The following is a 15,389-nucleotide window of genomic DNA, read 5'->3' on the forward strand; positions in this document are numbered from 1 at the left end:
AGTGACTGGCGGGCTGCGTGAAAATATTGTTCAGAACGGTAAAAGCAGTCCATGGATTGCACTTTCGGTACGTGGGTCAGTTCACGCAGCTGAAAATTTCGCAGTATGTTGTCAGGCAACTGTGACTTCTTCGGACAGATACACATCCTGGATCGCGTTGAGTAATTTGATACCTTCTGCAAACGGCTTCTGGAATGCCTTGCGTCCAGAAATCAATCCCATGCCCCCAGCCCGCTTGTTGATGACGGCTGTGCGTACAGCCTGATGCAGATCGTCGCTGCCGGATTCGCCACCTGAATTGATCATGCCAATACGTCCCATATAGCAATTGGCCACCTGATAACGCACCAGGTCGATTGGATGATCGGTGGTCAGCTCGTCGTAAACTCCGGGACTGGTTTTGCCGAATTTAAGCGCGGTATAGCCACCATTGTTAACAGCCATTTTCTGTTTGATGATATCCGCACCGATGGTGGCCGCGAGATGATTGGCCTGTCCCGTCAAATCGGCACTGACATGATAATCTTTTTCGGCTGTTTTGAACGCTGCATTGCGTGTGTACGCCCACAAAATGGTGACCATGCCCAGGTCGTGCGCGTGTTCGAAAGCCTCGGTGATTTCCTGTATCTGGCGTCGTGACTCTGCAGAACCAAAGAATACGGTAGCACCAACAGCACAGGCGCCCATGTCAAAGGCCTGATCGACACTGGCAAAAATTGTCTGATCATAATGATTGGGATAGGTCAGTAGTTCATTATGATTGATTTTCAGTATCATCGGTATTTTATGTGCGTATTTGCGTGCGATGCTGCCGAGGACGCCCAACGTAGATGCGACTCCGTTACAGCCACCTTCGATGGCCAATTGAGCAATCTCTTGCGGGTCAAAGAACTTTGGATTAGGAGCAAACGAGGCACCGGCGGAATGTTCCACGCCCTGATCAACCGGTAGCAGTGAGAGATAACCGGTGCCAGCCAATCGCCCGTGATTGTAGAGTGCCTGCAGATTGCGTAGCACACTTGGTTTTCGATTATTGTCGATCAGCACGCGATCGACAAAATCCGGCCCCGGTAGATGAAGCGTTTCCTTAGGAATGCTCTTGCAGACATGATTGAGCAGTTTGTCGGTTTCATCTTTTAGAATAGTTGTAATGCTCGTCATTTTTTCTCCTTTTGATTGCCAATTGAAACAAAAGTGACATGAGAGTAACCCGGGAACAATCTTTGTCAGATTCACAATTCAGGTACGGCCTAATCTTAGCATGTAATCCTCATTAAAGCATTGGCCGTGCATGCCTTGCTTTCAAGTGCTCCAAACGCAATCTATAACATATCCCGACAATCAGTTTGCATGTGGGAATCCACCGCTGCAGGGAATGATGGAGTGACAGGTTGCCCATGATCCGAATATATTCCCTTGCTTCGAAATTTGTTGCATCGTTTCCTTTTTAAAATGATCAAGTTCTTCAAGCACGGTAACCGGAACGGCCACTTCATTCTGAACATAACTGTTTATTGCCTGATGGTTTTATAGAATAACTGATGTGTTCAGCACAACTATTTTCTTTTGACTGCGTGGCATGACCGGTTATGTAAGTTTATTGATAAGTCAGTCATATTAAATTTTATTTACTACATACAAAACCATGAAAGGAATATGTTATGCCCGGACTGTAGTATCAGTCAGACTGATTTTGTGACTGTTTGATTTTTGATATACGTGCCTCGCGGACTTTCGTATTGATGGCTGCAGGCAGTAAAGCACTGTCGGCTATTTTTTCACGAAGCAAGCCGGCAATTTCTCCAGCGTTGACATTGCTGGCGGCAGATAGTGCGTTGTGTAAACGGACCGCGGGTGGATAGGGTTTTTGGGCATAACCGGGACGACCGTGAAAGTCGCAGGCGCATGCCTGTATGAATTCTGCAAACCGATTTGGCTTGCGGTATGCATCAGTGGCTTGTAACAAATCAGCAATTGTTGACGGCCTGAGTTCTTCAGCGCGATGCACGGTACCATGAAATTTCGCAACCAGAGTGGCCAGATCGCGCGAATCCCTGGGTATTCTGATGCGTTCACATAAGTCTGTGATCAGCTGTATACTGCGTTGTTCATGACCGATATGTCTTGGCCATTGTTCAGGCGGTGTAATGCCTTTGCCAACATCGTGAAGCAGTGCGGCAAAGCGTACCGGCAGAGAATAACGCTGACTGGCTGCATAGTCTATTGTAAGCATGGTATGCAGTCCGGTGTCGATCTCAGGGTGCACCTCTGGTGGCTGGGGTACGCCAAACAATACGTCGATTTCAGGTAAAATACGCGTCAAGGCGCCGCATTCCCTAAGCATATAAAACATCCGGGATGGGTTGTTTTCCATCAGTCCTCGGGAAATTTCCTGCCAGACCCTTTCCGGCACCAATGCTTCTACCTCGCCATTGTGAACCATGTTGTTCATCAGAGTGAGTGTTTCGGGTGCAATCCGGAAGCTGAACCGTGCTGCGAAGCGTGCCGTACGGAGTATACGAACGGGGTCTTCCGAGAATGCCGGGCTGATATGGCGAAGAATTCCTGCTTCCAGATCGGCAACACCATTGAACGGGTCAATGATGTTTCCCGCTTCGTCCTTGGCAATAGCGTTGATGGTCAAGTCGCGGCGAACCAGGTCCTGTTGCAATGTAACTGCCGGGGTGGTGAAAATCTCAAAACCTTTGTAACCGCGAGAAATTTTACGCTCGGTTCGCGCCAGCGCATACTGTTCATTAGTTTCGGGGTGCAGAAAAACCGGAAAATCCTTGCCAACTGGACGGTAACCGAGTTGCTCCATTTTTTCTGGGGTACTGCCGACAACTACATAATCATGATCTTTAACGGGCAGCCCCAGTAGTTCGTCTCGAACTGAGCCGCCAACCAAATAAACTTTCAAAACAACGTGTTTAAATAGAAATAATTAATGGATTGCAGGATAAAGCTGTTGTAAATATCTTTGGCATATCATATACCGAGTAGCGATTATGGATTGTATGCTACTGCAGATGCTTATTTTTTTGCAACAATACCCAGACGTTCTTTTAATGTTGGGGGAGTGCGATCCTGTTCAAGTACAGTTGAGTAATAAACGGAATTTTTCAGTACCTTTTTAACATAATCTCGTGTTTCGCTAAATGGAATGGTTTCAGCATAGATCGCGCCCTCTAGGCTTCTTTCCGTATCGCGCCAGCGTTTTGCACGGCCGGGACCGGCATTGTAGGCTGCCGAAGCAAGTAAAGGCTGATTGTCCAGCGTTGCGAGGACATACTTTAAATAATACGTGCCTAGTCTTAAATTTGTGTCGATTTGCGTGATCAGATTTTGCTGGAAATTGGCCATACCGAGTTGTTTGGCGACCCATTTCGCGGTGTCAGGCATCAATTGCATTAATCCGATTGCACCTGCACTGGATCTGACTTCAGACAAAAACCGGCTTTCCTGTCGGATTAGACCATAAACCCAGGCTTCATCAAGATCCTGATCTTGCAGAATGTGGCGCAACACCTCCCGGTGCGGTGTGGGAAAGCGCAGCCTGAAATCATGCAGATCAGTGGTTTTACTGGCGGTGTTAATAGCGCGATCATGATGTCCATGTCGGCGGGCAACTTCAGCTGCAGCGAGCAATTGCCTGTCATTGAAATCACGGATAGTCCATACCCATTCCCAATACGCCTCCGTACGTAGGTTCATACGGTAAAAAGCCAGCGTACGCTGAATGCCGGGTGTTTTTTCCATGGCAATTACTTCAGCTTCGCCGACCTGAACAGATTTTTGTGGCGTGCCAAGCACAGTGCCCAGTTCTTCCTTAGCCAGCTGACCATAGTAATGGTGCTGGTTGCTGAGCGGAATCAGCAAAGTATTTGCTTCGGTTGATTTTCCTTTTGCCTTGAGCGCTCTTGCCTTCCAGTATTGCCATGTACTGTCAGCCTGCTCGGCTGCAGACATGCGGTTGATGCCATCCAGTACGCTGTCCCAGTTTTCAGCACGCAGTGCAACACGTACCTGCCATGCCAGTAACGTATCGGTCATCGGGTAGGTATCTTTGATGCGTTGGGCGTCATGAAACCAGTTTAATGCACGCGGGTCATGTCTCATGGCTGCCCGATATCCCAGTCTGCCAAGAAAATAGGACTGGTCTGAGGCTGTAAGCTTATCCTTGATTTGATACCATTTTACCAGAGCAGGATTGGTGTCGCTGGTTAATAGACGCAATAACGCGAACAAAGCAATTTCACGATCTGCACGTGTGCTGATCTTGTTTTGCCGTGTTTTGAGGTAGTGCAGTGGATTTTGTGCTGCTGCGTTTAATTCATCGACATTAAGCGCTTCACCTTCTGGTATTCGACGATTGATATAACGCGCCATACCGGTTTGTCCTGCTTCCAACGCCAGTCTGATACGTGCCCATCTGTCGTTTACAGTAATAATGTTTCTTGAGATCAGTGTGTTAAACACCGGTGTGCAGCTATCGGGCATACTGTTGGCTGTAAACCACAAGGCGCGCGCGCTATCAATTGCAGCCTGATCCTGTTTTTCGATGCGATATTGATAGGCCAAACAAAGTAATTCGGTTTTTTTGTCGATCAGTTTTTGAAATTCGTGCTCAAAAAGTTGCCATTGATGATTATTGGCCAGCATTTTTAACCAGTCTGCACGCAGCCTGTCAGCGAGCAGATGGTTCTCGTGGCGTGTCAGAAAGGCCTCTATCGTTGTAATATCGGCTGTGCGTAAATACATGCGCAGCTGATAATACTCGATATAAGGTGCTAATACATGCTGTTGTAGACGCTGGGCGTGCTCGTGCACCAGCGCGGCTTTGCCTTCCTGGAACGCTTTGCGTGCAGCCAGGAAGTGATCGTCAAGTTGTGACAGGCTTGCAGGCAAGGCACCGGAATAAACCACGAGGACCATCGCCATCAGGAATTTGATTGTAGCAGGGAGATACAAACTGGACATAAAATATAGAACCTGATCCTAAGTTATCAAATAAAACCCGCGCAGAGAAATGCGCGACAAAAGACTGTATAGGTTGTATCGGCACTACCGTGTCAAATTGAAACTGCCGCAGCATGACAGTCCTGCTGCGGCAGTTCACCAATGTTTTTCTGATGCATTTACACGCTGAATTTCAAATATCCTGGAATAATCATGTCACTCCCTGTCCCAGCATGGCGTCGGCAACTTTTACAAAACCGGCGATATTCGCACCGTCTACATAGTTTACGCTGCCATCGGGTTTGGTGCCATATTGCAGACAGGAACGATGTATCGCCTGCATGATCTCCAGTAAACGTGCATCAACTTCATCATGTGTCCATGAAAGCCGCATTGCATGTTGACTCATTTCCAGACCCGAAGTGGCGACTCCGCCGGCATTGCTGGCTTTGCCAGGTGCATACAGTACATTATTTTGCTCGAAGCATTCAACGGCTTCGGCGGTTGATGGCATATTTGCGCCTTCGGCAACACAAATGACGCCATTTTTAACCAGTTCTTTTGCATCTACATCGCTGATTTCGTTTTGTGTTGCGCAGGGAAGTGCGACATCGACGGGTACATGCCAAGGTTTTGTGTTTGGCAGGAATGTCGCGTTGACCCGTTTGGCGTATTCGTCAACACGTGCATATAAATGGTTTTTGACTTCAGACAAGATGGCCAGTTTTTCCGTTGTGAAACCGGCTTCATCAACAACTGTCCCGCTCGAATCGGATACAGTAATAACTTTTGCGCCCAGTGTCATGGCTTTCTCGATTGCGTACTGTGCTACATTGCCTGAACCGGAAATGGAAACGCGCATGCCATCGAACGAGCGACGGGCATGTTTGAGGACTTCATTGGCAAAATAAACCGTACCATAGCCGGTTGCTTCGGGGCGAACCAGTGAGCCACCAAAACTCAATCCTTTACCGGTAAATATGCAATCAGACCGATTGACCAGTTTTTTGACCATACCGGCCATATAACCAACTTCACGCCCACCGACACCTATATCACCTGCCGGGACATCGGTATCGGAACCAATATGGCGGAACAGTTCGCAGGCATATGCCTGACAGAAACGCATGATTTCACCCGGGCTTTTTCCTTTGGGATCAAAATCTGATCCACCTTTTCCGCCTCCCATCGGCAATGTGGTTAAAGCATTTTTGAATGTTTGTTCAAATGCCAGGAATTTAAGAATTGACAGATTCACTGAAGGGTGAAACCGCGTGCCGCCTTTGTAAGGTCCGATTGCGGAACTGTGCTGAATACGGTAGCCGCGGTTGACTTTAACTTCTCCTTGATCATCCACCCACGCCACGCGAAAAATAATGGCACGTTCGGGTTCAACCAGGCGATCAAGTACACCATGTTCTGCGTAACGAGGATGCTCGCTGATAAACGGCCATAAGCTTTCCATGACCTCTTTTACAGCCTGTATAAATTCCGGCTGAACAGGATTACGTTCCGCGACATAATCGCAGAATTCCTGAAAACTTTTATATTTCATCTTTTTATTTCCCCGGTATAAGAAAGGTTATTCGTGAATGCTTAATTCTGCCAAATAAATATACTAACTGCACAGTATTTTTTTAAAAAAAGCAAAAAATTGCGGTTTTTTTTAAATTTTGTTTATTAAAGATGGGCGATATGGTAGAAATTGCTACAGTCAATATGGGATGAGCATGATGAAAAAACTATCCAGAAGGGATTTGGTGAAGTTTGGCGTGGTTGGCGCGTTGGCAGGTTTGTCCAAAACGACCGAAAGCTGGAGTGAGGTGATAGCAATGCCAACACCGGAAGAAGTTGAAGGGCCATTTTATCCTGTTACTGATCAAATAGACAAGGATGCGGATATGACGCAGGTGACGGGACGCAGTGGCCAGGCACTTGGTCGGTATATTATTATCCGTGGGTCTGTCAAAAATAGCCTTGGCGTTCCAGTCAAAAATGCAACTATTGATATATGGCAAGCAAATGCTGCCGGTCGATACGATCACCCGCGGGATTCGAATCGGGCCCCGCTCGATCCTTATTTTCAGGGATGGGCCGTAATCCACAGCGATGCCAACGGCCTATTTCGCTTCAAGACGATAAAACCTGGTGCTTATCCGGCGTCCAGATCATGGACGCGTCCACCGCATATTCATTTTAAGATCTTCAAACAGGGGTTTCCGGAATTGATCACACAAATGTATTTTCCTAATGAACCGCTGAATGCGTCCGATTTATTGTTTAGTAACAAAACCCCGGAAGAGCAGAAAGCTATGGTTGCACAAAAAACCGATAAATATGAAGGTATGGAGGTTTACACATACAATATTGTTTTGCACGGACATTAACTGCAATTGCTGTATTGATACATAGAGGCTGTTCGCAGTACGTTATCAATACGCGGCTGCACCGGATTTATCCCGAATACAACTCTATGACACGTAAATGATTCATTTGCCTTGATATCAATACCTTGAATGAAACCCGACTCAATTAACTATAAAATTATCACTGCACAGCCCGATTTCCTGGCAAAGGTTATTCGCATTGATGCAAACTCTGATCGTTGTTTTCAAGAAATGGATAGCCTGTTACGCACCGATCAGGGCGCAGTGTCTCTGATACTTCGTGTGGCAAATTCAGCAATGTATAGCAGAGGCAAAGATATTAAGACAATACCGCATGCGATTAATTTGTTGGGTATCAATGTGATTCGCTCTCTGGCGATACTATCGGTATCCCGCTCTATTTTTACACGCAGTAAAAACCGGCTGATTAAACAGCATGTCTGGCAGCACTCGTTGTTAACAGCACTGGCAAGCCAGCAGATTTGTGCTGAAATGGGCAAGAAATCGCATGCTGAAGAAGCGTTCGTTGCAGGGTTATTGCATGATATTGGAAAACTACTGTTATTTTACAATAGTCCAGATGAATATAATCTGACCCTTGACCATGCTTTAGAAACACCCTGTTCCTGCGCAGATGCAGAGCGAAAATTTCTCGGAACCGATCACTATGAAGTTGGCAAGAAAGCGGTTGCTGAATGGAGATTGCCTGCGTATTTTGACTACTACGTTGCAACCGACCTCGATACACCAGCGACTTTTCCGAGTAAAAGCAGTGCTGTACATTTTCTAGCTATTGCGAATAGTTTTGTCAAATATGCGGGATTTGGTGCAAACAAATCCGATCCGTCAGAGCGCAAGGAAAAATTGATGAAACTGGGCGCGAGCGATAATTTTAGTGATTATCTTTTGGAAGAATCATTTATGCGACAATTGGTTCAGAACGAAATCTATCGGTTATGCATGTGAAGTACAATTAAGGCCAGAATAAATAATATGATCATTGATGCCTATGGATGCAGGCACTGAAACACATTTAACACAACACATCATCATTACATCCCTTGAGCAGAATATCTGGGACGATGTGAAAATTCTACTGAATCGTAGGTTAAACAGGCTTCGGATAGAGCAATTAGCCGAGCCTACGTTTTTTTTGCTGCACCAAATGGTGACTAATTTGATTAATGTCTTACACTACAATGTGTTTCGGCAAGTCGTACGAACTGATTTCGGCCTGGGGGCAAGCAATGATGAAACAGAATTGAAAGCGTTGTTTAATAGTGAACTGGCTGATCATGGGGACAGAAATATCGCTAAATTCTGTGAATTGAATGATTTGTATATTTCTCTGGCTTTTGACGATACAAAGGAAACCATTGTTGTAATCAGTGCGCCAGAATTCTGTAAAGATGTGTTGCAACATAGCCATAAACTGATCCAAACGCTGGGTTACGCAGCTATAAACAACAAACCGGCATCTAATGCAAAACATTTTTCGATTAAACTTGTAAAACATCTCGCGCATCAGCATCCTGCCATTCTGCCGGAATTGATCACAAACAGGAATGAGTTAAGCAGCCTGAAGGAGATTTTTTCACAGCTATCCTACGGTATCGCATGTTTTACCGGAATTGGTGGTGTTCAGGCAGTTTCGCCGTCAATCTTGGCACTTCTTGGATTGGAGGTAAATAAAGCGTCTTACGAAATATTCGCGAGATCCATTTCGATTCATTTCTATAACGACGTGATATGGGGCATGGCGCTTGAATCATCGAACGGTAAATTTGAAAATTACAGAGTACGAGTAAAGACGCAAAAAAATCCTGAAGAATCAGTCTTGTTCAATGTCAGCGGTTTTCGTGATGGCAACGCGACAATTCACACGTTATGGCAAAAAATTTCGCTGGATGGTGGTAATGCAAACAATCTGTCGGAAGGTGATCTTATCAATGAAGCAAAAGTGCATAATATAACTCGAAATTATGTACCACAGTTGGTTGAAAAGAAAGCAAGGGAAGTGGTCAGGCTGGGCAGCAATTTGCTGAAAAATGAGGAATGTTATTTTGCTGTGTTGTTCTGTGACATTGTTGGTTTTACAAGGTTTGTAGAACAGAATGAACAGGAAGAGTCAATTATTCATGTATTAAATTCGGTTTTGCGCAGAATTTCACTGTCTGTAAAAAAATTTGGAGGATTTATAGACAAGTTTATGGGCGACTGTATTATGGTCTTGTTTCGAAATCCACACGATGCGGTGATGGCGGCGCTGGAAATGCAAAGACACTCTCAAGATATCAATTCACTGCGGGAACGCGCGGATCTGGAGAAGCTTCAGTTACGTATTGGAATACATTGGGGAAAAGTGGTCATAGGCAATGTTGGTACACCGGAACGGCTGGATTGGACAACAATAGGTGATGTTGTAAATACAGCTTCCCGTATTGAAAAAAACTGTCAGCCCGGTGATGTTCTGATCAGTGAAATAATGCGAGAGGCGATAGAACAGAGTGATGATCTGAGCTTTAGATGCGGTGACACATTTTATATCAGCCTCAAAGGTAAAAAAGAAAAACTGGCAGTCTGCTATGCATTTTCGAACTGATGGAGTGGTCATAATACTGACAGTAACAACCTAACGTCATTTGAAGATGCTGGGTGGATGAAAACCTTTGGTTTGAGTGGTGTAAATGATCTGGATACAAGTTAACTGTGACAACACGTTACAGTGGTGGCAGATCGCTAAACCGCATTCCTGAAGATTTGTCGCTGCGGTTTAGACTGCATAGAGGCTCCTGAACATTATTATCAGTAATCAAGTCGGTTTGTTTTTAACATAACTGCGCCAGCACAGAAGGGTTCTCAATGCCCTGTGTGTATGGTTATATCAACAGCAGCAAAAGTGTTAAGGCTATTCGCCGAGGCTAAAAGCCACTGTATTAAATCCGGCGTCAACATAAGTGATCTCACCTGTTATACCGCTTGCAAGGTCACTGCAAAGAAACGCTGCCACATTGCCAACTTCTTCGATGGTAACGTTGCGTCTTAATGGTGAAACTTTTTCTGTATAGCCCAATAATTTTCCAAAATTACCTATTCCGGCAGCTGCAAGTGTTTTGATAGGGCCGGCAGATATAGCGTTTACACGGATTCCCTTGGGGCCCAAACTCGATGCCATAAAACGCACATTTGCTTCCAGGCTGGCTTTTGCCAGTCCCATGACATTATAATTGGGCATCACCCGAACTGCTCCCAAATAACTGAGCGACAATAATGCGGCATTCCTGTTCTGCATGAGCGGTAAACCGGCTTTTGCCATCGCTGAGAAACTATAGGCGCTGATGTCATGTGCGATACGGTACGCCTCACGATTAACGCTTTCAAGATAATCACCCGTTAGTGCTTCGCGTGGTGCATAAGCGATTGAATGAATGATGCAATCCAGTCCATCCCAATGGTCCTGCAGTTTTTCAAAACACTGGGTGATTTCGCTGTCGCTTGCGACATCGCATGGTAGCAATATATCGCTATCCATTTCAGCTGCCAATTTTTCAATTCTGCTCCGGAGATTTTCATTTTGATAAGTAAAAGCAAGCGTGGCCCCTTCTCGGTGCATGGCTTGCGCGATACCATAAGCAATTGAGCGATTACTAAGTAATCCGGTAATGAGCACGCGTTTGTTGTTGAGGAATCCCATAAAATTTCCTTGTAAATTTTTTTGTAATCGTGAATTATTATAGCCGATGCTGATATTCATTAGAATGAATACACCAAAATCAGCACATCTGAAATTTTTTCTGATTGGTATTTTTTTAGCGATAGAATTGACTGATTGTAGATTGCGTGATCGGCTATGTTTTTATCATTTGATTGTCTGGCACATAGTCCAGAATGGGTTGCAGAACGAATTTACAATGAAAGGACAGGCTAAAGCGTTGACGATGAAATTGTTGAGCAATCACGCAAGAACCATAATGTACTCTTTGTCCGCAGGCTTCGTTGCTGCACTGTTAACTGCATGTGGTTCAGAAGTATGGAATAATCCTTATCCGATTCATGATGAAGGTGAAAACATCCTATATAATGTTTTTACCGAACGCCCGAAACACCTGGATCCAGTCCAGTCCTACAGTGCAAACGAAATTCAATTTACTGCTCAGATCTATCAGCCACCTCTGCAATATCATTATTTGAAGCGACCCTTTACGCTAATTCCCTATACGACAGACGCAATGCCGAACGTGACGTATTATGATCATGACGATTATCCGTTGCCTGACGACTCCGAAGCGGATGATATAGCTTATACGCAATACGAAATATCTATTAGACCCGGTATTTTTTATCAACCGCATCCGGCATTTGCCCGGAGTGACCAGAATGAATGGTTGTATCATCAGCTTAATGACAAAGAGCTTGCGTCCATTTATCAATTATCCGATTTTACTGATACTGGTACACGTGAATTGACCGCGCATGATTATGCGTATCAAATAAAGCGACTGGCGCACCCAAGGCTGCATTCCCCCATTTATGGGTTAATGGCTGATTATATCGTGGGGCTGCGGGAATATGCCGATGTGCTGAGAGACGCACTACTCAGCGAGCAGTGGAGTACCACATTTCTGGATTTGAACAAGTATCCGCTGGAAGGCGTGGATGTCGTGGATGACTATACTTACCGGATAAAAATAAATGGAAAGTATCCACAATTTATTTATTGGCTGGCTATGCCTTTTTTCTCTCCGATTCCATGGGAGGCCGATCAATTTTATTCACAGCAAGGTTTGGTCGAAAAAAATATTTCATTGGATTGGTATCCGGTCGGAACCGGCCCTTATATGCTTACAGAAAACAATCCGAATTTACGCATGGTGCTGGAAAAAAACCCGAATTTTCATGGGGAGCTTTATCCGAAGGAAGGTATGCCAGAAGATTATCTAAACGGTTTATTGTCCGATGCAGGCAAACCTATACCCTTTATCGACAAAATTGTTTATTCGCGTGAACGTGAGGGAATCCCCCGATGGAACAAATTTCTGCAGGGCTATTATGACGCTTCGGGCATAGGTTCTGACAGTTTTGATCAGGCAGTTCAACTGGTGGGGCAGGGGGAAGCAACGGTTACCGATAAAATGGCTAAGCAGGGTATACGGCTCGAGACGACAGTGGCGGTTTCTACTTTTTATATCGGGTTCAATATGCTTGATCCCGTCGTCGGTGGAACTGGTACCGAACAATCACGTAACGCTGCACGTAAACTTCGTCAGGCAATTGCAATCGCGGTTGATTATGAAGAATTTATTTCGATTTTCGCCAATGGCAGAGGATTGCCGGCGCATGGCCCGATAGCCCCGGGTTTACCGGGTCATCGATATGGCGAAGCGGGAATGAATTCAATTGTCTATGATTGGGTTAACGACGGCCCGCAGCGCAAATCGATACAAGTAGCAAGGTATCTGCTTGCTGAAGCTGGCTATCCGAATGGAATAGACCAGAGAACCGGTGCTCCGCTTGTTCTGTATTTTGATGTGACCGCGCGTAGTTCAGAGGATCGTTCAATGTTGGACTGGATGCGTAAGCAATTTCAGAAACTGAATATTCAGCTGGTTGTCAGAAGTACGGATTATAACCGCTTTCAGGACAAGATTCGGAAAGGAAATGCGCAGATTTTTGAATGGGGATGGCATGCTGACTACCCGGATCCCGAGAATTTTCTTTTTTTGCTTTATGGGCCTCAGCGAAAAGTGGGAAATACAAGTGGAAACGCTGCAAATAATGCAGCCAACTATAATAATCCAGAATATGATCATTTGTTCGAACAGATGAAGGATATGGAAAATGGTCCCGAGCGGCAGGCTATTATTGATCAAATGGTAGAAATACTCCGAAATGATGCGCCATGGCTATGGGGTTATCATCCAAAAGAATACGGGTTGTATCATGAGTGGTTTAAAAATATCAAACCGAACAGGATTTCCAACAACAATGTGAAATATTATCGAATAGACGCAGAGTTAAGACAGCAAAAACGACTGGAGTGGAATAAACCTGTACTGTGGCCTATCGGGTTGGTTGTGATCATTGTGATGATCAGTCTGTTTCCGGCTATTGCGACATACCGCCGTTATGAACGCAGTAAAGGTGTTCAAAATTTTCAGATGAAGCCGCACTAGAGTGTATTTATGCTGAGCTATATCATCCGTCGCATTCTATATGCCATTCCAATTCTGATCGGTGTAAATCTGCTAACGTTTGCACTGTTTTTTGTTGTGAATACGCCGGATGATATGGCACGTATGCAACTCGGTATTAAATATGTGACACCCGAAGCGATCGAAAAATGGAAAGCTGAACGTGGTTATGACAAACCATTATTGTTTAATGAAGAGCAAAGTGGTCTGAATAAGTTGACGCAAACCATTTTTTTTGAAAAATCAGTATCGATGTTTGCATTTGATTTTGGTCACTCCGACGAGGGTCGCGATATTGGATATGAGATTAAATCGCGCATGCTGCCCAGTTTCGCAATAGCTCTTCCAGTATTTATTCTTGGATTGATATCCTATATAACATTTGCACTGTTGATGGTTTTCTTTCGGGCTACATATATTGATTTCTGGGGTGTTGTGTTGTGTGTGGCCTTTATGTCAATTTCCAGTCTTTTTTATATAATTGCCGGACAGTTTTTAATCAGCAAATTATGGCACCTGGTGCCTATTTCCGGGTTTGGAACCGGGATTGATGCTGTCAAATTCCTTATCTTGCCGGTGATTATCGGTGTTATCAGCAGTGCTGGCGCCAACACGCGGTGGTATCGCACTATTTTTCTCGAAGAAATGGGTAAGGAATATGTTCGTACTGCGCGGGCAAAAGGACTATCAGAACACATTGTCTTATTTAAACATGTACTCAAGAATGCTTTGATACCGATTTTGACTGGTGCTGTTGTTCTCGTGCCGCTTCTTTTTTTGGGTAGTCTGATTGTCGAATCCTTTTTTGGAATACCTGGATTAGGGAGTTTTACCATTGATGCGATCAATTCGCAGGATTTCGCAATTGTGCGGGCGATGGTATTTTTAGGATCTGTGCTCTATATCGTTGGACTGATATTGACCGATATTTCATATACGCTGGTTGATCCCAGGATTCGCTTGAACTAGCTTGTGTGCTGTCAATAACCAAGATTCCTCCGACATGGCGAGTGGTGCAATCTTGCGATGCTTAATAGATTGTTTCATAACGGAAGCTATGGAAAGCATTACAAGTGCCCGGGCTGGATTTTTACAGAACAATCTTTTCTGATACGAAACAGGTGTAATTACTGCCGGTATATGAGTATTGTGTATCGTTTTGAGCAAAAGACTGGGTACTTGCTCATAGTCGCTGGAAAATAGAGCGCTGAACAGGGATTTGCTTTTTCTCTAAAAATTTAGTTGTCCAACCAGTCAAAGTTTTAAATTTGTATAAAATATTGTAATAAGTGTTTGACTTATTGTTGGGATATATTCATAATCACCGGTTTCGTTTGGAGGGGTTCCCGAGCGGTCAAAGGGATCAGACTGTAAATCTGACGGCTCAGCCTTCGAAGGTTCGAATCCTTCCCCCTCCACCATATGGGAATCAGTAGTTGGGCAAAATTGAACAGAGTGGAGATATGTGCCATTTACTTTTTGGCGACAAGAATTAACTCCAATTTGAATGTGTGCGGGTGTAGCTCAATGGTAGAGCAGAAGCCTTCCAAGCTTACGACGAGGGTTCGATTCCCTTCACCCGCTCCAGCTGGAGTTATGGGTAATTGAATGTGATCTACTAATTATTAGTGATGTAAAAAAGATTGCCCATGTAGCTCAGTGGTAGAGCACTCCCTTGGTAAGGGAGAGGTCGCCAGTTCAATTCTGGTCATGGGCTCCAGAGATTGTAAACAAGGTATAGCAGTAAGCTAGAGGGAACAGGTCATGGCAAAGAGCAAGTTTGAGCGTTCGAAACCACACGTAAATGTGGGCACGATAGGACATGTGGATCATGGTAAGACGACGCTGACGG

At 44.8% G+C, this 15,389-nt stretch carries 12 protein-coding genes and 3 tRNA genes; 9 read left to right on the forward strand and 6 right to left on the reverse strand.

Features of this window, described 5'->3' with window-relative positions; genetic code table 11:
* Nucleotides 1-111 precede the first annotated feature (111 nt).
* The 5 genes from BMX44_RS13765 to gdhA all read right to left on the reverse strand — a co-directional run bounded on the left by BMX44_RS13765 (nt 112) and on the right by gdhA (nt 6,514).
* A complete protein-coding gene (locus tag BMX44_RS13765; RefSeq protein ID WP_090634094.1) occupies nt 112-1,161 on the reverse strand; it encodes a class I fructose-bisphosphate aldolase in 1,050 nt (349 codons plus the stop codon).
* 180 nt (nt 1,162-1,341) lie between these two features.
* Nucleotides 1,342-1,491: a hypothetical protein gene (locus BMX44_RS17570; RefSeq protein ID WP_218143974.1), complete on the reverse strand. Its 150-nt coding sequence runs from the start codon at nt 1,489-1,491 to the stop codon at nt 1,342-1,344.
* Between the two features lie 187 nt (nt 1,492-1,678).
* A complete protein-coding gene (locus BMX44_RS13775; protein ID WP_090634097.1) occupies nt 1,679-2,920 on the reverse strand; it encodes a multifunctional CCA addition/repair protein in 1,242 nt (413 codons plus the stop codon).
* A 113-nt stretch (nt 2,921-3,033) separates the two neighbouring features.
* Complete coding sequence (locus BMX44_RS13780; protein WP_090634099.1) at nt 3,034-4,980, reverse strand: lytic transglycosylase domain-containing protein; 1,947 nt, start codon at nt 4,978-4,980, stop codon at nt 3,034-3,036.
* A gap of 190 nt (nt 4,981-5,170) precedes the next feature.
* Complete coding sequence (gene gdhA / locus BMX44_RS13785; protein WP_090634102.1) at nt 5,171-6,514, reverse strand: NADP-specific glutamate dehydrogenase; 1,344 nt, start codon at nt 6,512-6,514, stop codon at nt 5,171-5,173.
* A 175-nt stretch (nt 6,515-6,689) separates the two neighbouring features.
* On the opposite strand from gdhA, the gene BMX44_RS13790 reads away from it, so the two are divergent.
* The 3 genes from BMX44_RS13790 (at nt 6,690) to BMX44_RS13800 (ending at nt 9,948) form a co-directional block, all read left to right on the forward strand.
* Nucleotides 6,690-7,346: a protocatechuate 3,4-dioxygenase gene (locus tag BMX44_RS13790; protein ID WP_245738944.1), complete on the forward strand. Its 657-nt coding sequence runs from the start codon at nt 6,690-6,692 to the stop codon at nt 7,344-7,346.
* 129 nt (nt 7,347-7,475) lie between these two features.
* The gene (locus BMX44_RS13795; RefSeq protein WP_090634108.1) at nt 7,476-8,312 is read left to right on the forward strand and encodes an HDOD domain-containing protein; all 837 of its coding nucleotides are present in this window, start codon (nt 7,476-7,478) and stop codon (nt 8,310-8,312) included.
* Between the two features lie 211 nt (nt 8,313-8,523).
* Nucleotides 8,524-9,948: an adenylate/guanylate cyclase domain-containing protein gene (locus BMX44_RS13800; protein WP_177167768.1), complete on the forward strand. Its 1,425-nt coding sequence runs from the start codon at nt 8,524-8,526 to the stop codon at nt 9,946-9,948.
* A gap of 306 nt (nt 9,949-10,254) precedes the next feature.
* Here BMX44_RS13800 and BMX44_RS13805 read toward each other — a convergent pair whose 3' ends face one another.
* The gene (locus tag BMX44_RS13805; RefSeq protein ID WP_090634119.1) at nt 10,255-11,040 is read right to left on the reverse strand and encodes an enoyl-ACP reductase FabI; all 786 of its coding nucleotides are present in this window, start codon (nt 11,038-11,040) and stop codon (nt 10,255-10,257) included.
* A 277-nt stretch (nt 11,041-11,317) separates the two neighbouring features.
* Here BMX44_RS13805 and BMX44_RS13810 point away from each other — a divergent pair, with 277 nt between their 5' ends.
* The 6 genes from BMX44_RS13810 to BMX44_RS13835 all read left to right on the forward strand — a co-directional run.
* Nucleotides 11,318-13,519: an ABC transporter substrate-binding protein gene (locus BMX44_RS13810; RefSeq protein WP_218143975.1), complete on the forward strand. Its 2,202-nt coding sequence runs from the start codon at nt 11,318-11,320 to the stop codon at nt 13,517-13,519.
* A gap of 9 nt (nt 13,520-13,528) precedes the next feature.
* Nucleotides 13,529-14,506, forward strand: a complete 978-nt coding sequence (locus tag BMX44_RS13815) for an ABC transporter permease (protein WP_090634113.1) — start codon at nt 13,529-13,531, stop codon at nt 14,504-14,506.
* 367 nt (nt 14,507-14,873) lie between these two features.
* Nucleotides 14,874-14,958, forward strand: a tRNA-Tyr gene (locus BMX44_RS13820).
* Nucleotides 14,959-15,050: 92 nt separating this feature from the next.
* Nucleotides 15,051-15,124 (forward strand) — tRNA-Gly (locus BMX44_RS13825).
* 58 nt (nt 15,125-15,182) lie between these two features.
* Nucleotides 15,183-15,257: transfer RNA gene (locus BMX44_RS13830), tRNA-Thr, on the forward strand.
* Between the two features lie 44 nt (nt 15,258-15,301).
* The coding region (locus BMX44_RS13835) for a GTP-binding protein (RefSeq protein WP_090333656.1) at nt 15,302-15,389 on the forward strand (88 nt) is incomplete at its 3' end.

Origin of the sequence: Nitrosomonas marina (genome assembly GCF_900110145.1) — a bacterium.
In the GTDB taxonomy this organism is placed as follows: domain Bacteria; phylum Pseudomonadota; class Gammaproteobacteria; order Burkholderiales; family Nitrosomonadaceae; genus Nitrosomonas; species Nitrosomonas marina.